General features: G+C 27.0%; 20 protein-coding genes and 2 CRISPR repeat arrays. All 20 genes read right to left on the bottom strand.

All coding sequences use genetic code 11. From position 1 onward, the window contains the following. Positions 1-14: 14 nt before the first annotated feature. On the bottom strand, positions 15-1,895 hold the full coding sequence (locus BN346_RS02295) for an NADH-ubiquinone oxidoreductase-F iron-sulfur binding region domain-containing protein (protein WP_034438938.1): 1,881 nt from the start codon (positions 1,893-1,895) through the stop codon (positions 15-17). Beyond that, entirely contained in the window at positions 1,885-2,379 is a 495-nt protein-coding gene (locus BN346_RS02300) for an NAD(P)H-dependent oxidoreductase subunit E (protein WP_034438940.1), read from the bottom strand. The genes BN346_RS02295 and BN346_RS02300 overlap by 11 nt, the downstream gene beginning before the upstream one ends. 566 nt (positions 2,380-2,945) lie before the next feature. Then, positions 2,946-3,593 carry a hypothetical protein gene (locus tag BN346_RS02305; RefSeq protein WP_034438942.1) on the bottom strand — a complete coding sequence of 216 codons (648 nt, stop codon included), beginning with the start codon at positions 3,591-3,593 and terminating at the stop codon, positions 2,946-2,948. 821 nt (positions 3,594-4,414) lie between these two features. Further along, the gene (locus BN346_RS02315; RefSeq protein ID WP_034438946.1) at positions 4,415-5,377 is read right to left on the bottom strand and encodes an alpha/beta hydrolase; all 963 of its coding nucleotides are present in this window, start codon (positions 5,375-5,377) and stop codon (positions 4,415-4,417) included. 101 nt (positions 5,378-5,478) lie between these two features. Then, positions 5,479-5,748 carry a hypothetical protein gene (locus tag BN346_RS02320; RefSeq protein WP_034438948.1) on the bottom strand — a complete coding sequence of 90 codons (270 nt, stop codon included), beginning with the start codon at positions 5,746-5,748 and terminating at the stop codon, positions 5,479-5,481. Between the two features lie 206 nt (positions 5,749-5,954). Beyond that, positions 5,955-6,587, bottom strand: a complete 633-nt coding sequence (locus BN346_RS02325; protein WP_034438949.1) for an HAD family hydrolase — start codon at positions 6,585-6,587, stop codon at positions 5,955-5,957. 62 nt (positions 6,588-6,649) lie between these two features. Continuing rightward, a complete protein-coding gene (locus BN346_RS20350) occupies positions 6,650-7,600 on the bottom strand; it encodes a phosphotransferase (RefSeq protein ID WP_051539908.1) in 951 nt (316 codons plus the stop codon). A 299-nt stretch (positions 7,601-7,899) separates the two neighbouring features. Beyond that, positions 7,900-8,229: a CRISPR direct-repeat array (repeat unit 38 nt; unit sequence TGTTTCAATCCTTGTTTTAATGGATTTTATATTTAAAT). Between the two features lie 309 nt (positions 8,230-8,538). After that, entirely contained in the window at positions 8,539-9,189 is a 651-nt protein-coding gene (locus tag BN346_RS02335; protein ID WP_034438951.1) for a CRISPR-associated endonuclease Cas6, read from the bottom strand. A gap of 8 nt (positions 9,190-9,197) precedes the next feature. Beyond that, the gene (locus tag BN346_RS02340) at positions 9,198-11,525 is read right to left on the bottom strand and encodes a CRISPR-associated helicase/endonuclease Cas3 (RefSeq protein ID WP_034438953.1); all 2,328 of its coding nucleotides are present in this window, start codon (positions 11,523-11,525) and stop codon (positions 9,198-9,200) included. After that, positions 11,509-12,171: a type I-B CRISPR-associated protein Cas5b gene (gene cas5b, locus BN346_RS02345; RefSeq protein ID WP_034438956.1), complete on the bottom strand. Its 663-nt coding sequence runs from the start codon at positions 12,169-12,171 to the stop codon at positions 11,509-11,511. The genes BN346_RS02340 and cas5b overlap by 17 nt, the downstream gene beginning before the upstream one ends. A gap of 16 nt (positions 12,172-12,187) precedes the next feature. Continuing rightward, positions 12,188-13,069 (bottom strand): type I-B CRISPR-associated protein Cas7/Csh2, encoded by an 882-nt coding sequence (gene cas7b, locus BN346_RS02350; protein ID WP_034438959.1) that lies wholly within the window; start codon positions 13,067-13,069, stop codon positions 12,188-12,190. 3 nt (positions 13,070-13,072) lie between these two features. Then, positions 13,073-14,713, bottom strand: coding sequence for a TIGR02556 family CRISPR-associated protein (locus tag BN346_RS02355; protein WP_034438961.1), 1,641 nt, complete (start codon positions 14,711-14,713; stop codon positions 13,073-13,075). A 259-nt stretch (positions 14,714-14,972) separates the two neighbouring features. After that, positions 14,973-15,584, bottom strand: a complete 612-nt coding sequence (gene cas4 / locus BN346_RS02360) for a CRISPR-associated protein Cas4 (RefSeq protein WP_034438963.1) — start codon at positions 15,582-15,584, stop codon at positions 14,973-14,975. Continuing rightward, positions 15,559-15,849, bottom strand: coding sequence for a CRISPR-associated endonuclease Cas2 (gene cas2, locus BN346_RS02365; RefSeq protein WP_034438965.1), 291 nt, complete (start codon positions 15,847-15,849; stop codon positions 15,559-15,561). The genes cas4 and cas2 overlap by 26 nt, the downstream gene beginning before the upstream one ends. After that, positions 15,849-16,823, bottom strand: a complete 975-nt coding sequence (cas1, locus tag BN346_RS02370) for a CRISPR-associated endonuclease Cas1 (protein WP_034438966.1) — start codon at positions 16,821-16,823, stop codon at positions 15,849-15,851. Before cas1 ends, cas2 begins: the two co-directional genes overlap by 1 nt. Before the next feature lie 116 nt (positions 16,824-16,939). Continuing rightward, positions 16,940-17,349: a CRISPR direct-repeat array (repeat unit 38 nt; unit sequence TGTTTCAATCCTTGTTTTAATGGATTTTATATTTAAAT). Positions 17,350-17,622: 273 nt separating this feature from the next. Then, positions 17,623-18,102 carry an NUDIX domain-containing protein gene (locus tag BN346_RS02375; protein WP_034438968.1) on the bottom strand — a complete coding sequence of 160 codons (480 nt, stop codon included), beginning with the start codon at positions 18,100-18,102 and terminating at the stop codon, positions 17,623-17,625. Between the two features lie 185 nt (positions 18,103-18,287). Next, on the bottom strand, positions 18,288-18,638 hold the full coding sequence (locus BN346_RS02380; protein WP_034438970.1) for a hypothetical protein: 351 nt from the start codon (positions 18,636-18,638) through the stop codon (positions 18,288-18,290). A 298-nt stretch (positions 18,639-18,936) separates the two neighbouring features. After that, positions 18,937-20,733 (bottom strand): ABC transporter permease, encoded by a 1,797-nt coding sequence (locus BN346_RS02385; RefSeq protein WP_034438972.1) that lies wholly within the window; start codon positions 20,731-20,733, stop codon positions 18,937-18,939. Beyond that, positions 20,730-21,413: an ABC transporter ATP-binding protein gene (locus tag BN346_RS02390; RefSeq protein WP_034438974.1), complete on the bottom strand. Its 684-nt coding sequence runs from the start codon at positions 21,411-21,413 to the stop codon at positions 20,730-20,732. Before BN346_RS02390 ends, BN346_RS02385 begins: the two co-directional genes overlap by 4 nt. Positions 21,414-21,485: 72 nt before the next feature. After that, positions 21,486-22,523: a sensor histidine kinase gene (locus BN346_RS02395; RefSeq protein ID WP_034438976.1), complete on the bottom strand. Its 1,038-nt coding sequence runs from the start codon at positions 22,521-22,523 to the stop codon at positions 21,486-21,488.

Here is a 22,523-nt window from a genome sequence, read left to right on the forward strand (position 1 = left end):
CCATCCCTTCTAAATTAAACTAAATCTATAGCCTTGAATGAACAACCTTCCATACAAGCACCACATTTTATACACTTTGAATTATCGATGGTATAAGGTTTCTTTATCTCACCAGTTATTGCTCCTGCTGGACATAATCTTGCGCACTTAGAGCATCCCTTGCATTTATTTTCATCTATTTTATAAGACATCAATGCCTTACATACACCACCTGGACACTTCTTATCTACAACGTGAGCTATATACTCATCTCTAAAATATTTTAAAGTACTCTTAACTGGAAGTGATGCACTCTTTCCAAGTCCACAAAGAGCAGTAGCTGAAATAGTTTCAGATAATTCTTCTAAAAGCGCAATATGTTCCATTGTTCCCCTGCCTTCAACTATATCAGTTAAAATTTCAAGCATTCTCTTTGTACCTTCTCTACATGGAACACATTTTCCACAAGATTCATTTTGAGTAAAGTTCATAAAGAAACGAGCAACTTCAACCATACAACTTCTGTCATTCATAACAACTAGTCCACCACTACCAATCATTGCTCCAACTTTCTTTAAAGAATCAAAATCTAAATCCAAATCTAGATGTCCTTCATTTACACATAAACATCCACCAGATGGACCACCTATTTGAACTGCTTTAAAGTTTCCTTCTTTAACTCCCCCACCTATATCAAAAATTACTTTTCTTAAAGGTGTTCCCATAGGAACTTCTATAAGACCTGTATGTTTTACATTGCCTGTAAGTGCAAAAGCTTTGGTTCCATAATTGTTTTCAACACCAAAAGTTTTATACCAATCAGCACCTCTATTAATAATGAAAGGAACATTACAAAATGTTTCTACGTTATTTAATACAGTAGGTTTTGAAAACAATCCCTGTTCTACTGTTCTAGGTGGTTTAACTCTTGGCATACCTCTATTACCTTCAATAGATGCTGTAAGGGCACTACCCTCTCCACATACAAATGCTCCTGAGCCTTGATTTATATGTATGTCAAAATCAAAACCAGAACCTAAAATATTTTTTCCTAAAAGACCTCTTTCTCTAGCCATATCTATAGCTATTCTAAGTCTTTTAACTGCAAGTGGATACTCTGCACGAACATATATATAACCATTATTAGCTTTAGTAGCAGCACCAGCTATAATCATACCTTCAATTACTCTATGAGGATCACCTTCCATCATACTTCTATCCATGAATGCACCTGGGTCACCTTCATCACCATTACAAACAATATATTTCTCAGGTTCAGCTTGACTTAAAACTTGAGACCATTTTTTACCTGTAGGGAAACCACCGCCTCCTCTACCTCTAAGTCCTGCCTCAGAAATTTCCTTTACAATCTCTTCTGAAGTCATATCAAAAAGTGCCTTAGCTGCAGCACTATAACCACCAACTGCTATATATTCCTTAATTGATTCTGCATTAATATGACCACAATGTTCTAACGCTACACGTTTTTGTTGTTTATAAAAAGGAATCTCTTCTTGTTTGCTATAACTCTTTACATCATCTTTATAAATTAAACGTTCTATTACTTCTTCCCCAATTATACTTTTTTCAAGAATCTCTTCACAATCTTCTACTTTAACTTTTATATATAACCATCCTTCTGGTTCTATTCTAAGAAGTGGTCCCATTTCACAAAATCCATGACATCCACTCTTTTTTAATCCTATACTCTCGCCATGTGGCTCTTCTTCTAATATAACATCAAGTTTAAGTCCTCTTTCCTTTATAAGTTCTTTAAGTCTTGCATAAATATTTAAAGAACCACCAGCAACACATCCAGTTCCAGCACAAATTAATATTTGTTTATGCTGCATATCTAAAGCTTTTTTATATTTTTTACTAAGCTCATTTAACTCTTCTCTACTATTAATTCTCACTTTTTGTATCCTCCTTTAATTCATTTATTAAAGTTCTTACTTTGTCTTTAGTCATACTTGGATGCACAACATCATTTACAGTACAAACTGGAGCTAGTCCACATGCACCTAAACAAGATACAGTCTCAATAGTGAAAATCATATCATCTGTTGTAGTTTTACTTTCTGAAAGTCCTAATATATTTCTAAACTCCTCTAATATAGGAATTGACTTTCTTACGTGACAAGCAGTTCCGTCACAAATTTTAATAATATACTTTCCTTTAGGTTGTAATGAAAAATTTTCATAGAATGTTGCCACACTATAAACTTTTGCATCACTAATTTTTAATTTTTTCGCAATATAACATAACACTTCTTCTGGTAAATAACGATATTTCTTTTGAATATCTTGCATAATAGCAATAATAGAGGCTTTATTGTAGTTGTATTCTTCTAGTATATCCTCTACTTCTTTTATTTCTTGCTCATTTAACATGACCATCCCCATCCTTTATATGGTATTTTTGGTTTAATTTAATTATATATCACCCAAAAGTCAATTTGAATAAAAAAACTATTACTAAAAAGGAAACTTTTTATTAATATTTTTTCATATTTTCTACCTTATATTGTAAAATTTTATAGTTAAATTTTAATGTATGAGTTCCTATATACCATTATATAAGGTAATTTTTAAATAAATTTTTATTAAAAAGATATAGTTTTTTTATATTTATTCTTATTACAATGAAATATAAAATATACAAAATATTAAAACTTTATATATATTTATTGAATTTTTCAAAACATATACTTCTAAAACTTAAATGAGACTTAAAGTCAATTAGATATATGTTAAATACATCCATTTTTATTTTAGTTTCTTTTCCTATTGTATATATAAATTTATACATAAATTACTTATATATCAAATTTAAATTATTATTTGTATCATTTCTTTCAACATTTATCGATTTTTTTTACACTCCAATAAATTTTTGAAACTTTTTAAAGTGTAAACTTGTTGCCTTAAATATATACAATAAAAATGAGAGCATTTCTGCTCTCTTATCTAAATCTATTTATTGAATTTTCCAAGTATGTTTGTGCTTTTTTATCAATAATCATTACACTTTTATTCTCACTAAGCTTTATTAAAAAACCTTCATTATTAACTTGTGTTGTCAATATATCGTCACTTTTTATAATAAGTTCATCTAAAACAATACCATCTTCGTAACTACCAACTCTTCGCCCAAAAACACTCGTACCGCTTCTATCTCCATGTTCAAGTGTGTATTTAACTTCATTCTTACCCTTATATACTGAAAGTTTAGGTCCATAAAGCCTATCTGTAAAAACAACCAAAACCAGTATAGATAAACATATAAACAATGGCAAATTCATTCTTTCATAATCTAATCCTAATACAAGAATACCTGCTATAATCCAACCAGTAATTAAACTACTTATAATTATAACTATTTGTAATTTAGGATTTATACTTAAATAATGGAAATTCTTAAGTTTCATCTTTTTAAGTTCTGCATTGATAGATTTTATAACATTACCCATTAAATAATCATTAATTACAACTACTAATAAAGATGTTAAAATTTTTATCAAAATACCATAAGTCGAAAAAATAAAAATAACTATTACAAATAATATATTCACCAACCAAACCAAAACCCTAGCAAACTTATTACCTATCATAAACATCTCTCCCTTAAAAACATCACATTGTCAAATCTCCAAAGTAAAATTATGTTTAACCATAAACTTAATTATCTCAATTAATAAAATCACACATTAAAAATATAAACTAAAACTATATAACCTATAATTCTATATCATAACTATAACTCAAAATTTTACAAAATTCTATATTTATAACAAAACTAAACATACTCTTAAAACTCACCTAAATTTTTATAACCATAACTCATTTATATTAATTATTGCCACATCCAATTAAATTCTTACAAAAATAAAAAATAACATCATGCAAAATTAAAACTTCTCCTACAAACTTTAGGACTTTCAATTCAATCTCTGTTTTCCTTCGTAGCTGAGACTTCAGTCTTGGCGGCCTTTGACATGGCATCTCATTTTTAAAATAATATATTAAAATAACACTTTGCAAGAATGAATTCTCGCCTACAAAGATTGGGATTTTTAATTTTATTTCTGTTTTCCTCGTAGCTGAGACTTCAGTCTTGGCGGTCTTTGACATGGCATCTCATTCTTAAAATAATATATTAGAATAACACTTTGCAAGAATAAATTCTCGCCTACAAACTTTGGGACTTTCAATCCAATCTCTGTTTTCCTTCGTAGCTGAGACTTCAGTCTTGGCAGTCTTTGATACGGGAATGTATCCTTGCTTAAGTTTATTTGTTTCATCTTTAGATATACCAATCAACAAAATTTCTAATTAAACACAAAATTAAAGACCTCTAGCTATAAAAGCTAAAAGTCTTCTTTAAATATAAAAATATACTTATTATTAATGTGTTATATTGATTTCTTCAAACCTATTTACCAACTATAAATTCCATAGCCTTTAATGTTTTTTCATCTAAATCACTAGGATATTCATGACCAATTCCTTTATTAATATGGTATTCATACAAAATTCCAACTTCATTAAATAATTTTAAAACATGCTTAACAACTGGATCAATTGAATTTTCTCCTTCAAATATAACTATTTTTGTTTTTCTTTCTTCTAATTTCTTTGTGTCTTCAAGTGTTATTCTATCTAAATAATCACCAGGACATAATGCAATAACTCCTTTTACTGGTATAGCATTTTCAAATGCAACATCAATAGAAGTAGTTGATCCACCAGAAAATCCTCCAATTATTACACAAGTTTCATCAATAGAATAATCTAATAATAACTCTTCATAGCAATTTTTTAATTCTTTTCTTGATAACTCTGGATCACTAAGCCAACCAAAGCTATTATGAAAATACATTTGTGATGATTGCGGATATACAACTATGTATCCTTTTTCTAAAAGTACATCAGGCTTCCACCACCATCTAGCTTCTTTCATATTGCAATGAAACCCATCACCATGTAAGCAAAAGAATAACGGATATTTTTTTGTTGAGTCATAAGATTTGGGAAGGTACACTTCATATTTAAACTTAGAATTTTCTTTAGCTTGTCCAAGTATTTTTGTATTTAAATTATTAAGATACTCATATTCAGGATGTTTTCTTAGTAAATTAAAATTTGACCAATGTAGTGGAAATAAATAACCCTTTTCAAGAGCTTTTTTTATAAGATTAATGCAGCTCTCAGTATTATTGGTACGAGTATATATTCTAGACTCATCAATCATAAGTTCAAATAAATTTTCTTCATACTCATCTTTTGGCAAAAGTTCATTTGCATGAAGAAGCATATTTAAACCTTCATCATACTTCTTTTCAGAAAAAATCATTGAATACTGTTCTTCAAATTCATAAAAATTTTTATAACTCATAAATTCTCCTTTAATTTAAATTTATTCAATTTATTACCATTAACCAAATTATAACTAATGCATTAGTACAAGTAAATGAAATAATTAAATTTGTTCTATTACTATGGTTCTTTTATATTTGCTCTTTTTATAGCTTGAACACCTGTAACAACTCCATAAAAATCAAAACACAAAGCAACTATATAAAGGACCAAATCTAACCAACCAAATTCTCCTATTATAAATGACATCAAAACTAAACCAGTTAAAAAACAAAAAACACATATAAACCTTAACTCACTCTTGTCCTTATACTTATTCAAACACTTAGCAAGCTTCATAATTATCAAAAACATTATAACTAATGTCACTGCAATTGAATTACCTGACATAACACATCCCCCTATTCAAACCATAAATTCTTAACATACAATTTTATTTTATGTGAATATTATACTTTATTCAAATTTATTTTAATATTCATAATTTTTTTCGTCATAAAATCTATAAAAATTTATTTCTTTATAAAACAATAGATAGACCATTAAAAGTCTATCTATAATAGTTTCATATATTCCCTATGCTACTTCTTTATCTATCATAAGATTCTTTTGACTATTTTAGGAATTTCTGAAATACTATTTATAAATACTTCTTTTCTATCTATATTTCCAAATCCATATGATGCAAATATAAATGGAATTTCTGCAAAATCAGCAGCATTCAAATCTCCTTGTGTGTCTCCAACGTATACTGCCTTATCTAATTCATTTCTATTCATTATTATTTTTATATTTTCACCCTTTGATTTTCCAGATCTACCTGACATCTCAAAATCATCAAAATAGCAATTCAAATTATGATAATCTAAGAATGCTTGAATATATCCATCTTGACAGTTACTAACTATATAAAGATTATAATCTCTTTTTAAAATTTCTAACGTTTCTTCCAAATTAGAAAACAAAACTCCGCCATGTTCACGCAAATAAACTTGCTCTTCTTTGCAACATTCCTCTAACACTTTAACACTTTCCTCTAACTTAATATTAGGAAACATTATTCTAGCAATATCTGATATGGTTTTCCCCATAAACCCTTGCATTTCTTCAATACAAATTTGCTTATTAAGTTCACTATATCGTCTAAGCACACTATTCCAAGCAGGTACTACTTGTAAAGATGCATTCCACAAAGTCCCATCCAAATCAAAAATAATTCCATTTTTCATAACCCCACCTACAAACTATTTATTTTTTCATAATGAATTTAAAATAGAAACTTCCTACATACTTATTTATTTTGTATACAAAGTTCTTTTATAGCATTCCTAAAATAACTTATCATTCCTAAAACATCATCTTTGTCATAATAATTCTTAGCTAAAAGTTCATAAGCCCCAGATAAATTTCCAAAACAATGGAATATGTGATAAAACTTCATTCTATTTTCGTCTAAATTATCACTCTTTAAATATTTATAATTATCATTAAATCTAATCTTCAAAAAGCTTTCCTCATATTCTAAATCAAAAAACCTTGCTCCCTCTATATCTATCATATATACATTATCCTCATCATCTATCATTACATGATTAGGACCTAACTCTGAATGAATAAACCTAAAATCACATCTTCTTTCTATATTTTTCATTAAATTCTCTAATACTATCTTTAGTTGTAAATATAAACTTGCATTTTCTTCATCAACCTCTATAAGATAATCCACATTCTTCAAAGCCACACAATAACAATATTCAACAGGATCAAAATCTTCTCCTAAAAAATTATTCAATTGCCCTACTTTACTACTTTTAATTTCATGTAAAGCATCAAGATTTCTCTTTAAAGATTTTAAAATTACATTGGTCCTTTCCGGTTGTTTCTCTAATACATAATCCAAATCAACACCATCAATATACTCCACCAATGCATAAACTGGCTCTTCAAAACCTTCATCCATATAATACAACCTTGGTGTCTTTATCCCATGCTCAACCATTAACTTATTATTTAGTTCAAACATCAAAGCACTGCTAGACAAAAATACATCATCAATTTCATTTTCACAATCTGAAAAATAACTAGTGCTCTTATCCCACACATAAACAACAAACTTAAATCCATCATCTAAGATCCCCAAATAAACATGCTTCTGTGCTCCACCTAAAAGCCTCACTAGACTTTTTAACGACACATCTTCTCCAAAACATATCCTTGCCTTCTCCTCAATCACCTTATCCATAAACTATCCCCCCATAAAATTATCTCTACAATTTTATAATATACTATTTTACTTTTTATACCATATATTAATTTTATTACTTTTGGAAATATTTTTGTTTTTAATTATTTACAAGAGACTTTTGTTTTTATACTTATTTATATAGAAAATAGCCTTAGATGTTGATATATCTAAGACTATACGTATTTTATATTTTGTTTTAGCAGGTAAATCTTAATTGCATTCTTTACCTTTCCTTGTTTTAATGGATTTTTATATTTAAATGTAATGCATCTAAAAGCTTTCAAGTTACACAAGACAGTTTCAATCCTTGTTTTAATGGATTTTATATTTAAATCTGAAGCATCCTTTAACCCCACAGAACATGTTTCCAGTTTCAATCCTTGTTTTAATGGATTTTATATTTAAATGTTTTAGAACCTAATGAGTTTTGGAAAGATACGTTGTTTCAATCCTTGTTTTAATGGATTTTATATTTAAATCTTCAATTAAAGTACTTTAATTATAGCATACTTTACTGTTTCAATCCTTGTTTTAATGGATTTTATATTTAAATATGAGAAAGCTATATATTGCTATAGTTAGGTTTATAGTTTCAATCCTTGTTTTAATGGATTTTATATTTAAATAGCATTTTTTCATATTTCCCTTTGTTTTAGCCATTTATAAGCTATGTAAGACGAGCTTAGAATGTTACTTTTTTAGTTTTAGTACATGCTTTTTTACATCATTTTCTGTCCACCTTACATACCTTATCATATCACCAACATATTGATTTTTCAATGTTTATTCTTCTGTATACTTGTACTTAAAACAAATTTTAGCATTACATATTTAAATACATCACATGTTGTTGTATTATAATCCTTGTTTTAATAGCTATTTATTTTAAACAAGGTGTATTAAAACTTCATACACCTTGCATTGTATATATTTTATTATTGTTTCTCAACTGTACCAAATCCTCTTGATACAGATTTTCCAATTCCTAAATAGTCTGGTATTATAAAATTTGTCTTAAATTCTCCAACAAATGCTATATGTTTAATTCCCTTAAGCATAACTTCCTTTTCACTTAAGTTAATCCAACATTTAATTTGTTTATCTACAGTATAATTTAAACCTTTAGACATAGATATTAAATTTCCTATTAAAACTTTCTTTAATATCTCTTCCTTTTCTAATAAATTTGACTTTTCATATTCTAAAACTTTTTTTTGATTTAAAGCTATCCAAGGTGTTAGAAATTTATAATTAATATAATCATCATAACAACCGAACTCTACTTCTTCTTTTATTATTTTTTTACGATAAGTTATATTTTCTTTGCCGTCTATTAAAAACTCATCATCATTTTTACCAATATTAAAAACATCTTCAATAGCTTCATTTATTCCTATAATCATTGGTGTTTTTCTAATAACTTTATATTGTACTAAAGGATATCTATATATATATTGTTTACCACAATGATTATGTAAAAGTGTATTTCCCTTGTATTTATTTCCCAAAAAGCCTCGTAACTTCTCACTAAATCTTGCACTTGTTTTTAAGTCTTCAAATGTTACTTTTATTACATTTACATTCATAATATTTTCTAAAAAAAACTAGTTTTTTTTAGAACTAACCCTCTTTCTTTATCATAATGACATTTATCTAATAAATTTATTCCAATATCAGTCTCATAAAGATTACTCACCAACTTCTTACTAACTGAAACTTTATATTGATTCAATCTTCTCCATGCATTAACAGTTTCTAAATAATTATCTGAATTTTTTATTATACTAATATTTCTTTGGACCTCATCATCATAATTAATTACAACATCAACTTTAAAATTATCATCATCAATCAATTTAAAATTATCATCATCAATCAATTTAAAATTATCTCTTATATACTTAAAATTCATATTTTTCATTGCATTAATAAATTCATTTGAAACTTCATTACTTTTATTTTCTGTTACTTTATATACTTTATTAAAATATTCACTATTTAACTTAAATATATCTTTTTCATCTATCACTTTTTTATCTTTAAAAAGTTCTAATGTTATCTCAAGTAATATATTGGAATATATCTTGTAATAAGGTCTTCCATTCATATCAACTAATCTATACAAATTTAATATTCCTTTACTTTCAATTCCATTCCTATTTGCTCTTCCAGCACTTTGATTTATAGAATCTAGTGGTGCAATATCCCTATAAACTACATCATAGTCAATATCAACTCCTGCTTCTACTAATTGAGTAGAAACTAATATTGTTTTTTCTTTTGATAACTTTATATTATTTATTATCTCTAATCTATGTATAGGCAACAATTCAGTGCTTAAATAATATATCTTTCTTTTATCACCTGTACTATCTAAAAAATTTTTTATTTCTTTTGCTGAACTTATTGTATTCATTATAAAAAGAAAACTTTTATCTTTATTTTCATTAATATCATTTTTAATTATTACTTTAAAGTCTTCAATAGAAGTTTCTTTATCTGTAAAGTTATGAAATTCTATCCTATTCATCATTTTAAATATTTTTTCATTATCTTGTATTAATTCCTTACCTCTTAAAAATAGAGGTTTAGTTGCTGTTACTGTTATAACATAACAGTTAAACTTTTCTGTTAATATTTTAAACACTATTTCAATAATTTTATAATATTTAGGGTCAATGGCTTGAACTTCATCTAAGATGATTATTGAGCCTGCTAAATTATGAAATCTATGAATAATTGAGTTTATACCACTTTTAAAAATAACATTAAATATTTGTATAAAAGTTGTTGTTATTATGCTACTTTGCCAATTTTCAAATAAGAATTTCCCATCGAAATCTATATATTGCTTACTTTCATCATCCTTATATTCAATCTCACACAAAGAATGGTACTTCATCATCAATTCACTTGAAATATTCATATTATAATACTCCATCATTTCTTCTAGAACATTATAATTCTGATCTATAACACTTGTAAACGGCAGGCAATATATTATTTTAAGTCCTATATTCGTATTATATCTTATAACATTTTTCAACTTTAATGCCGTTCCATAAACTGCTATAGTTTTTCCTGTTCCTGTTGGAACATTTATTGATAATATTTTATCTTTAGATATATCCATTTCATCTATAAAATTTACACAACTCTTATAAATATTTTCTCTAATATTAAATAATGCACTCTTTTCTATGCCGATATTTTTTTCTTTTAACTCCTTCCTTATTTTTTCTTTATACTTTCTACAAATATCTTCACCTATTTGATTTTTCACTTTAAACTCGCTTCCTCTTATTAGCTGAGTTTTATCTGCTGTTAATAGTACTGACCATATATATTGAAAATTAACAAATTCCTCTACTATAACTTCTATATTATTATCTTTAAATCTTCTTTCTCTTTTTTTAGCAACTTTCTTAACTTCATTGACTAATGAACCATCATCCATTCTTTTAAAAAATTCACCTAAATCACATTTGTAAATATCATTCAATTCATTTATATTCTCTTTTAATGACGTTATTATCTTTTTCAAATTTTCTTTTTCTAATGGATGAAAAAAACTATTATCAATTTCTATATTTCCATGATGTCTTTTTACTGCTATAAATCCATAAAGTTTCCATTTTTTAGGCAATAGATAATAACATAAATATGCTGATATTTCTCCATGATTTTTAAGACAACCATTGTATTCATTTTTTAAATATTTTTGAAAATAAATACTACCCTTGCCAAAGTCATGACAAATACCTATTGTTTTTAATATTTTTAAAAACTCTTTATCTTTTATTCCACTATTTAAAGCTAAATTGCACATTATATTTGAAACGCCATTTAAATGGTCAACTAGTAATTGATTTTCATTGTTCTTTAAATTGCTATGCGAAAGTAACTTAAAAGAAGTACACATTAAAATCCCCTACTTTGTATAATTTAATTTTTTTAATATTTAATTTTTCCTTTACTGAGAATATAACCTTTTCATATTTTGTGTACTCTCTAGTATTAGAATTTTTTATAGGTATTCTATCAAAATAAATGAGTCTATTATAAGTTATATCTCCAACAAATTCTTTAGGCATAACTGTATCGCACGTTCCAGCATGTTCTATACTTTCTTTTCTAACTACTCTTTCAAAATCTATTTTTGCAATATGTTCACTGCATCCTAAATACGGTGTAAATTGAAAATTTCTATTTTTTATAATTCTTTCAATTTGTTCTATTTTATCATCTTCATCTTCTAAAAAAATCCTATACTTTACATTTCTTAAAAATTCAACTCTTGATTGAAAATTAGCAGCATCATTACAATCGCTTTGTGCTATTAAATTAAAACTTTGTGTATCCTTATTAATTTTCTCTAGAACTTGTATTCCTATATTCATATTTTTTGTATATTCATATAATTCTGAGTAGTCTATACCCATTATTGCTCCAATCATTCCTTTTACTGCTATTGGATGAATCACAGAATAAGTTAATGCAGATGTAGTAGTATATGCTACTCTAAACCGTGCAAAATCACCCTTTGCTGTAAAAACTATAGTTTTCATATAAATTCACCATTCCTTATAAAGGTAAAATTTCAACGCCAGTTGGAATATTTATTGCCTTAACTTTTGAATGCATATATATTCTTACTTTATCAATATTACTTTTATGAATATTAATAAAGTTATTTAGTTCTGAAAAATCGAAAGTAAATTCATCTATACTTCTTAATTCTAAATCACTTTTCTCATAATTTACTTTTACATAATCTAATTCTCCGTCAATAAAATTTTCATTGTATATAACTTCTAAAAGTAATCTAGGCATTTGATTTTTAGAAGTACTTTTATAACTTCTAACTCCTGTAATTAACAAATCTTTAAAAAGTTCCATATCTTCTTCTGTTACATTTATATTTTGTCTTTTTGCACAGATATCATTGTAAACCATATATGTTTTAAATAATGCATATGGTGTATAATACTTTGACCATGTTGTTCCTTGAGTTTTATTATCTCCTGATGAAAACGACGATGTTCCTTGTGTAAATTTCACTTCTGCCTCATGAATACTTTTGCTCCACATAACTTGCAATGGTCCCATTACATTAAACTTAGGATCAGTTGTGCCAACTACTCCAAAAAGCTTAACATCATAGTAATTATCTTTTAAATGTTGTTCTAATTTATCCTTTTTTTTGTCTAACTCCTCTTTTATTATATTTGCTGCTACTTTTTTACAATCCATTTGTTTTCCTTTTTCATCTGTTGTTGGTTTAACAAATATTTTAATACCTCTATTTATTGCTTCTTCTCTTGCATATCTTTTTATTCTCACATCAGTCATTTCAAGTTTTCCAGTAGTTTCATCTGTTCTCGGTCTATTATCATTTATCATGTCACCATTTTGATTGCTCATTATTGCATCTGAAAAAAATAAAATTTCTCTTGTTTTTGCCATTTCCTATTCCTCCTCAACCTTTTCACCTTCACTAATCTTTTTAAAATACATATCCATTCCCCAAAAGAAAAGATATTTAGCTTCATCAGTTGAAAGTTTATTTTCTTTATTAGCCATTAATTCTTTTGCTTCTATAATCATACCTATTAAATATCCACTACTTATTCTATACTTTCTTATTTTATCATCTATTAAATTACAAAAAGTTATAAAATCACGAAAATCAAATTTTCTAGAGAAGAAAAAATTCTTATCTAATGAAGTTCTATCTGCAATTTTTCCATCTTCTCCAATATTGCTTTTTCTTATCTTCCAATTTATGTAATTATAAGTAACACCTATAATAAACCAAGCTTTTTTTTCATTAGTAGAAAAATACTTTCTATTATTCTCAAATATTTCCAAGTAATTTTCATATTCTCTCATATAATCAAAACCTCCTTCTATACAACCACAATCAACTAAAAAGTTATAATATTTGTTTATTTCTGATATTTTGAATTTACTTTTTTCATTTGAATAATAACTTTCTTTATATTGTTTCATCATTCTATTGAAGAAAATATTTCTATTGAATTTCTTTCCTGAAAAAATAATATCAATTAATTGAAATCTTTCTTTTTTTGTTGGCTCCAATCCATCTTTTCCATACCTATCTGCACCTAACTTGTTAATAAACCAATATAAATTTATCTTTTTCATTCTAAGCTCCTCTGCTAAAAACGAAAATCTAGATGGCAATAATGATTTTATACTATGATGTATTTCAAAGGTCTTTTCCGCTTCTTTCTTAAAGAATATCATATCAGTTTCAGCATTTCCTTTTCCTATCTCCTCAAGTACATCTTCTTCATTAGTTTTTATATTATCTAATAAATTTAATTTTTCTCCATCATTCAATTTTGTATCTCTATATACATAATCTATTTCCTCATTAAATTCATGAGGTATAAACATTATATTGCTACCCATCCAATAGGTTGTTAAATATTTTTCAGCATATTTTTTACCTATTATAATATTTTCAAGACATTCTTTACATATAACTGTACCAGCCTTATTTTTTTCATTTATATTTCCATACACCTCTTTGTCATTGGTGTAAAATTTAAATGTAACTGTATTAAAGCCTTCACCTCTATTATCACATATATGGCATTTGTGCTCTCCCTTAAGCTTTTTAAAATCAACATTGTAAAAATCGTCCAAAAACTTATCACTTAAAATTTCAAAAGGATATTTTCCATTGATTAAAAGAACAGCAAAAAAATTCTTACCGTAATTCTCTATTCTGTTCATTATTAATTTCTGTATTTCATCTCTATATGAATCTAATCCACAATATTTAACTCTACGATTTATAGAATCTAAAAGTTTATTTCTTTGTTCTTGTAAGTAGACATCAGCACGTATCCCTCCACCTTTTTTACCATTTCCTGCTTCAAAGAATAAAGCTTTATATACTATTTCTTCATAAAATTCTTCTACTTCTGTTTTTATTCCTTCATCAGTAATATTAATTAAAAAAATTTCTTTAATAGCATTTCCATTTATAGTTCCAACTAAGTTTTTTATAATATCCTTTTTCGTTTGTTCTCCTGATTTCAATAAGTATTTTCCAATATTTTTTATTGCTACAATCATTTTTACCTCCTTTCTAAATAGTTCACTAAATCTTTATATAGTATTATTGACATATATCATATTTTTATTCTTTACTAATATCTATATATTAATAATGTAAATCTATTTTAACCTTTTATGTATGTTTTCCCATAAAAGTGTTAAAAATAGAAATACATTACAATAAGTATTGAAATCTAATTTCTATTTATTAAAAATTCCATTAAAATAAGGATAAAATAAGCTCAAAAATAACTATTTATTTTTGAGCTTATTTATATTAATTTTCACAGATATTTCTATAGCAACAATCAATACATCTAGCCTTATTTTTTGTAGCTTTAGGATAATATCCGTTCATTACTTCTTTATAATCTTTAACATATTTTACAGCCTTTTTTCTTAATTTATCTTCAAATTCAATTTCTTTTAACAAACTTTTGCTTCTTAAATAAACTAAAAAAAATTTATTTACCTGTACATTGTAAGCATCTTCTATAATTAATGAATATAATGCCATTTGAATTTTATATGTTTCAAAATTTTTTTCTTTGTACTCTGCAAATTTATAGTCTAAAGGAGCATAAGTTTTATCATTTAAAATATACAGCTCATCTACAATACCTTTTATTCCGTATTTTTTAGAAACTAAATATTTTTCTTGCTCTTTTGAAACTCCACCAATACGTTTTCTTATTTTTGTTAAATTCTCCTTTTGCTTATCTAAATGTTTTTCTCTACCTAATTGTACTTTAAATCTTTTTTCTTCATATTGTCTAATACCTAAATTTTTCATATAATAAGTAAACCTTGGACAATATAAAAATTCTATTATTTCTGATGGTGTTACATATTCTTCAAATTCATCAAATAAATTTTGACACGACTTCATTACTAACCAACTCCCTATCGAATCCATTTCCTATTATATCTGTGTCATAAATAAATTCCCTTGTACTTGGAAAAATATATATAGAATCTGTACTTTCATCAACTAATCTTTCCATTATTATTTTTAATTCATCTTTTTCATTTTTATTAAGCTCTCCTAAAAATATACTTTTTTGAACTCTATACAGTCCTTTATTTTTACAAGCTTTAACAGCTCTATTTCTTATCCTATTTTCTGATATATCATACATAACCCAATACAACATTAGCATACCTCATTTAAAATTCTATTTGCAATATTATGACAATCAAACTGAATTATATTATTAAGTTTAATCATTCTATTTTTATATTTTATTTTTTCTTCAAATCTGTTATTAACAGCCTCTATTAGTAATTGTTTCCCCTCTTTATTTAACCAATAACCACCACCTTGAATTTTATCAAACATACTTTCCTTAACTTTTCTTTTAGAAAAAAGCAAAAATACTATCTCATCCATATATCCCCTATACATTTCAATTAAATCAAATACTAGTGCTGTCTTGTTATAATTATCAGTATGCATTATTCCTATGTATGGATCTAAACCAGCTATAACACATGCTTTCTCTACATTTGAATATAATATTCCATAAGCATAATTTAACATACAATTAAACTTATCCTCCGCTGGATTTTTACTCCTTCCTTTAAAGGAATATTTTTCTGGTATAAGCTTGCCTAAAGTATTAAAATATATCTTTGCTGAATATCCTTCATGCCCTTCTAATTTCCCTCTTATATTATTTTCTATATTATTTATCTCATTTTTATGCTTTATTATTTCTTCTATTGAAGTATCTATCAACTTAACTTTTTCATCACTTCTATTTAATTTCAACTTGTTTAAAACTCCTATCTGATTATCAATTTTTTGAATTATCCACTCTTTAACTAACTCTGTTCCTAATTCTATTTCATTAAGCTTCAATTGATATCTTCTAATTGTTGTAATACTTCCAAGTTTCGAATGCCATACTCTTCCAAATGGTTTTCCATCAAACTCTAAAAAAACTACATCAATATTATTTTCCATAGCTAACTTTAAAGCATCTGTTGTAATACTAGTAGATGTAGTTATTAATATACGTTCAACCTTTTTACTTGAAAACTCCTGTTTAACTCCTCCTAAAGAAACTTGAAAACGCTCATCTATCTTGCTTAAATAAGCACCTCTTGAATTAATCACTAACTCCATAATATTCCTCCTTTCTTTTCTAAATATATTAATGACAAAAATTATAAAATTTATACATTATTAGGTAAAATAATTATATTTTTACCTAATAAAAAAAGAGCCATAAATCATGACTCTACATTAATCCTTATTTTAATGGATTTTATATTTAAATAGATTTTAATTCTTTATTTTCTTTTGTAAGTATCTTGTTTCAATCCTTGTTTTAATGGATTTTATATTTAAATAAATAAATCTAGTTGGATTATCTCCATAATCTTTTATGTTTCAATCCTTGTTTTAATGGATTTTATATTTAAATCTACATCCAATTTTTGAATATAATAATTCTATTAATTGTTTCAATCCTTGTTTTAATGGATTTTATATTTAAATCATATGTACTAATTCATTTAATTTTATGTACTCACTATGTTTCAATCCTTGTTTTAATGGATTTTATATTTAAATCCTATTTATTTCATCTAATTTCATATGGCTAATATTAATGTTTCAATCCTTGTTTTAATGGATTTTATATTTAAATAGCATTTTTTCATTTTTCACTTTGTTTTAGCCATTTATAAGATATGTAAGACGAGCTTAGAATGTTGCTTTTTTAGTTTTAGTACATGCTTTTTTGCATCATTTTCTGTCCACCTTACATACCTTATATTAACACCAATACATTGATTTTTCAAGGTTTCTTATTGAATATGCTTGTATATAAAAATAAATTTTTATTCACTAACTATAAACTTAATTTTTATAATATCTATGTTTTAAGTCTTAACTGCTATTTATTTAATATTTCTATGTTTTAAAATTCATTTAATTCATTGAATATAGCATGTTTATTAGTGATAATTCCTGCATATATTTTGTCGTTGTTTTTTCCTATATTTAAATAATGTTTTAAGCATTGTTTAGCTGTAAATGGCATTTCTTTTTCTAATACTTGATTTATACTGACCCATTCTAAAGTTCCCTCATTACAGCTATTTATTTTTATATTTTTATTTATTAATGTTGTGAAGTAATAATAATTTTGTCTAATTTCGTTATTCTTGTTTCGTAGTGTAATATATTTTAATTTTACAGGTTCTACGTCATTGACTGTAATTCCTGTTTCCTCTAATAATTCTCTTAATACACACTCTTTAGGATTGTTTAATTCTTCCTTTTCAAAATGACCACCTATACCACACCATGAAGGGCTCACTACTCTTGAACCTATTCTGTAAAGTAATAAAATTTTATCATTATTTATAATATAAATTGAAGTCATGTTTCTTAACATTTATTACATATCCCTCTTCTATTTACCATATTTTATTACAATTATTAATTTAATTATACATTAAACTATCAATAATATTTTTTTAATTTGCAAAAAAGCCGTGTATTCATTTTCGAATAACACGGTATTTTAATGAATTATTCATTTTTAAAATTATCTACTAATTTGTAATATTATTTTATGTGTCAATTTTGCATATTTTTCTCTTTGTTGCTTATAATGAAATCTTTATATAGAAATATTATAGTAACAATTGCACTAAGGACAGTGATGCCTATAAATATAGTATTATTACATATAATTTTTTCTATAGAAGGCATTACTAAAAGAAAATGAATTACAATGAAAGGATAAACTAATTTTCTAATTTTACACATTTCAACAAATTGACACATACTAAGTATAACTAACGATACTATAGATGTTGTTACCAATGATAATGGTATTTCTATTTTCATAAATATCATCATAAATTCAAAGATACCAATAACAAATAATAATAATGTTAAGATCATCGGCATTGATTTCAACTTCATAAATATAACCTCCTACAAGTTTATATTAATTATATATTATAAGATAATTTATTTATGATTAAATCAACTATTAAATAACTCTATTTTTCGTATTCTTATTTTAGGCATCTAATATATTTTTTAAAACTACCTCTTCTTATCTTTAATGATTACTTAAATAATATTTGCAGGGTTTCCTTTTAGCTTTTTTATTATGATGCAAAAATATCGCAATATACATAAGAAATATTGCGATATTTTAATATATTATTTTATATTTACTTTTTAAGTTTTTTTATAAATTGAAGACTATAGCTTTTTACAATTCATTTATTGTGTCGGTTACTTTCATGTTGGAAATTCGTTTTGATGGAGCATAGACTGCAATAATAGCTGTAATGGTACCAATTAAAAGTACAATGATTAACGGTATAATAGGAATACTCCAAGTAGCATAGCTAAAATGAGAAGCAATAAGAGTGTTGTATATTAACTTGCTAATGAAGAGACCAACTACAACTCCAACAATACAACCAGATGTAGAATAGGTAAACGCTTCGGCGGCTATCATTTTTGTGATTTGATGTTCATCCATACCAACTGCACGCATGGCTCCATATTGCTTTATTCTTGCAGATACACTCATAGAAATACTGTTCATGATATTTAATACAGATACAGAGCCAATAATTGCCAAAAACCCGTATACAAACAGCATGAAAGCTATATAAGTACTGGAGTTACGCTGGTCACGCATATCATTAACTTTATAATTCTCATCTAATATATTACTGATTGCTGTCACATTTTCATCTGTGGCATTGTTTTTTAGCTGTATCATAAAAAGTGAATAATCAGTTATACCAGTTATATGTGAAAATGTATCTGTAGAAGTAATGATTGTTATCTTTCCATCTGTACTTCCATCATCACTGAATGGATTACACTTTAACAATCCAGCAATTTTAACTTCATCATTACCAACTTTTATTTTATCGCCTATGGCTAAAGGATTATCCTTATCAAAAATTGCAAGTACATACTTGCTATCATTATACACTTTTGAAATATCGCTACCTTTTCTTAGTTGCTTATCTTTTGTGAGACAATCCAAATCAAAATCATCGTAGGAAATCATATCAATGTTTTTTGTTTTAGAATTCACTTCTGCCGGAATATCAAGACATTTTTTACGACCAAAAACATGTTTTATGCCATACATATTTCTAATCTTATCAAGCAACACACTATCTATTGAATTGGAACCTTCATTGCTTGAAATATTTATATCAGAAGTATTGGACGATTGTGGCATAATATACCCAACAAACTCTATTAGAACAGAAAAACTCAAAAAAAGGATAATACTAAATGCAAAGGAGCTTGTCATAAGTATAAAATTTTTCTTTGCTGATACTGCATGGTGAACTCCAAGGGAAATATCAATTTTTGAGAAATGAGTATTCACAGAACGAGTTGTGTTTTTTGCATTATCAGAATTTCCAGACACTGCTGCTACTGGAGATACTTTAGATGCTCGTTTTGCTGGAGAACTAGCAGCAATAAGCACTGTAACAATACCAAGCACAATTCCGCTGATAATACCAATTAGACTTATTTCAAAAATAGGCATATCTGAAAATTCTCCACCAACAAGAAACCGTAATGCAGCACATAATCCCCATGTGATTACAATTCCAAGAGCAATTCCTGCTGGAATAGCAGTTTTGCACCAATTAAGAGCTTCTAACCTAACAAAACGGATAATTTGTTGTTTGCTCATTCCAATACATCGCATCATTCCAAAAAATTTTGTTTTTTGGGCAACATTACTGTTCATGCTACTTGAAATCATAAGTACACCAGCAATCAGTATCATAACAAACAATATAGCAGCAACAGCATATAGCCTTTGTGCCATAGCACTATCCCATACTCCTTGTAAACTGCCATGTTTACTAAGTAGTCTTGCTTTCTCCATCCTAACACCCATATCTGCCATGCTGAAAACAGCCGTTACCATAAATACGGCAGAGACAATACATAGAAATGTCATACGGTTCTGTCGTTTATGTACTTTTGCAGAAATAGGAATCAGACTAAGATAACTTCTCATTCATGGCACCTCCCAAAATCGGTTAGTATTCCATCTGACACTTGCAGCACTCGATCCGCAGTTTGTGCAATACTTCGATTGTGGGTAATCATAACAATAGTTTGTTCATACTTCTTTGCGGCTTCTTTTAATAAAGCAATTACTTCACTACTATTTTGTGTATCCAGATTACCAGTTGGTTCATCTGCAAGGATGATTGATGGTCGCGTAATCAAAGCACGTCCTATTGCTACACGCTGTTGCTGTCCACCAGATAACTGGCTAGGTAAATGATTTCGACGTTCTTTCAAATTAAGCACCTTAAGTAATTCTTCAAGATATTCTTTATTGGGTTTTTGATAGTCTAGTAGTACGGGAAATATGATGTTTTGTTCAACATTTAATTCTGGAATTAGATTAAAGCTTTGAAAAATAAATCCAATATTTCTGCGTCTGAAAACTGTCAAGTTGCTATCTTTCATTGAAAAAATATCTTTGCCGTCAATAAGCACCTTTCCTGAAGTAGGTGTGTCTAGTGCTCCTACCATATTGAGAAGCGTACTTTTACCAGAACCAGATTCTCCAACGATGGCTACAAATTCACCTTTTGGAATGGAAAAGCTAACATCTTTCAATGCGTGAACAGCAGTTTCACCTCTGCCATAGGTTTTAGAAATTGATTTAACTTCTAATAAATTCATAGGTTGTTCACCTCTTTCTGTCTTAATACTTAAAGATTATCATTTCAATCCTACTGTAATATGACACTCTCCCTACAATTTTGTAGGAATTAAAAAATTGATTGTAAAGATAGTACCTATACCTAATTCACTATCAACTTCAATTGTTCCATTGTGTGCTTCAATAATGGCTTTTGCAAGTGGAAGTCCAAGTCCGATGCCTTGTGTGTCTTTAGAAAAATGACTACGATAAAATCTTTTAAAAATATGATGTAAATCCTCTTTATGAATTCCACTTCCATTGTCTTTTATGTTGACTTGAACAACAGATGCAAATTGTTTCCATTCAATATGAATTTCTTTTCCTCTTTGTGTATGGTCAAGAGAATTTTTCACTATATTACTGATTGCTTCCATCAGCCAATTACGGTCACACAATAAAGTAATATCATCATTACCAGATAAATTTATTTTCTTTTCCTCTTTCTTTACACGAAATAAAAAATGTCTTTCTATACTAGCCATCATTTCAGATACATTTTCTTCAGCTTTTTCCATCACCATTGTTCCAGCATCCAACTTTGTGATTTTCAAAAGGTTTTGAACCAGCATTTCTATTCTGTCTAGTTCTTGTTCCGAAAGGTCTGTGAACTCCTGAATGGTTGGTAAATTTTCTGCTTCTCCTTGCAAAATACCGTTATAGATGTTTAGTGCCGCAAGCGGTGTTTTTAACTGATGGGAAATATCTGCAATTGTATTTTTCAAGAATTCCTTGGCTCTTAATTCATTTTCAGCATGTGCATTCAAAATAGAAACTAATGAATTCACTTCATGAAACAGTCTATATAATTCACCTTCATAATCACACTCAATACGAGCGTTTTGATTTCCTGAAATATATTCTGTAATTTGTAAAGCAGCGTCTTCAATAATCTTGTGCTGCTCCTTAAAATACTCATAGCATACAATCAAAATTGCCACAGCCATGCACAATGAACATAGAAAAATATATATTGCTGCATTTTTAGTTACCAAGGTCATGATAACTGCTGTAATAACACAGAATACCAATATGCATATAAGTATTCTACTAAAGAGATCCTTGATTTTTTTATTTGTTAGTATTTTCAT

The sequence above is a fragment of the Clostridium ihumii AP5 genome, assembly GCF_000612845.1.
Classification (GTDB): domain Bacteria; phylum Bacillota; class Clostridia; order Clostridiales; family Clostridiaceae; genus Clostridium_J; species Clostridium_J ihumii.

What these genes read in the sequence shown, in the direction of transcription:
- BN346_RS02395 (WP_034438976.1), bottom strand. Translation starts at nt 22,523, where the DNA reads ATGAAAATACTAACAAATAAAAAAATCAAGGATCTCTTTAGTAGAATA.
- BN346_RS02375 (WP_034438968.1), bottom strand. Translation starts at nt 18,102, where the DNA reads ATGTTAAGAAACATGACTTCAATTTATATTATAAATAATGATAAAATT.
- BN346_RS20350 (WP_051539908.1), bottom strand. Translation starts at nt 7,600, where the DNA reads ATGGATAAGGTGATTGAGGAGAAGGCAAGGATATGTTTTGGAGAAGAT.
- cas1 (WP_034438966.1), bottom strand. Translation starts at nt 16,823, where the DNA reads ATGGAGTTAGTGATTAATTCAAGAGGTGCTTATTTAAGCAAGATAGAT.
- BN346_RS02385 (WP_034438972.1), bottom strand. Translation starts at nt 20,733, where the DNA reads ATGAGAAGTTATCTTAGTCTGATTCCTATTTCTGCAAAAGTACATAAA.
- cas2 (WP_034438965.1), bottom strand. Translation starts at nt 15,849, where the DNA reads ATGTTGTATTGGGTTATGTATGATATATCAGAAAATAGGATAAGAAAT.
- cas5b (WP_034438956.1), bottom strand. Translation starts at nt 12,171, where the DNA reads ATGAAAACTATAGTTTTTACAGCAAAGGGTGATTTTGCACGGTTTAGA.
- BN346_RS02325 (WP_034438949.1), bottom strand. Translation starts at nt 6,587, where the DNA reads ATGAAAAATGGAATTATTTTTGATTTGGATGGGACTTTGTGGAATGCA.
- BN346_RS02300 (WP_034438940.1), bottom strand. Translation starts at nt 2,379, where the DNA reads ATGGTCATGTTAAATGAGCAAGAAATAAAAGAAGTAGAGGATATACTA.
- BN346_RS02335 (WP_034438951.1), bottom strand. Translation starts at nt 9,189, where the DNA reads ATGAATGTAAATGTAATAAAAGTAACATTTGAAGACTTAAAAACAAGT.
- BN346_RS02340 (WP_034438953.1), bottom strand. Translation starts at nt 11,525, where the DNA reads ATGTGTACTTCTTTTAAGTTACTTTCGCATAGCAATTTAAAGAACAAT.
- BN346_RS02315 (WP_034438946.1), bottom strand. Translation starts at nt 5,377, where the DNA reads ATGAGTTATAAAAATTTTTATGAATTTGAAGAACAGTATTCAATGATT.
- BN346_RS02380 (WP_034438970.1), bottom strand. Translation starts at nt 18,638, where the DNA reads ATGAAGTTGAAATCAATGCCGATGATCTTAACATTATTATTATTTGTT.
- cas4 (WP_034438963.1), bottom strand. Translation starts at nt 15,584, where the DNA reads ATGAAGTCGTGTCAAAATTTATTTGATGAATTTGAAGAATATGTAACA.
- BN346_RS02305 (WP_034438942.1), bottom strand. Translation starts at nt 3,593, where the DNA reads ATGATAGGTAATAAGTTTGCTAGGGTTTTGGTTTGGTTGGTGAATATA.
- cas7b (WP_034438959.1), bottom strand. Translation starts at nt 13,069, where the DNA reads ATGGCAAAAACAAGAGAAATTTTATTTTTTTCAGATGCAATAATGAGC.
- BN346_RS02320 (WP_034438948.1), bottom strand. Translation starts at nt 5,748, where the DNA reads ATGTCAGGTAATTCAATTGCAGTGACATTAGTTATAATGTTTTTGATA.
- BN346_RS02390 (WP_034438974.1), bottom strand. Translation starts at nt 21,413, where the DNA reads ATGAATTTATTAGAAGTTAAATCAATTTCTAAAACCTATGGCAGAGGT.
- BN346_RS02355 (WP_034438961.1), bottom strand. Translation starts at nt 14,713, where the DNA reads ATGATTGTAGCAATAAAAAATATTGGAAAATACTTATTGAAATCAGGA.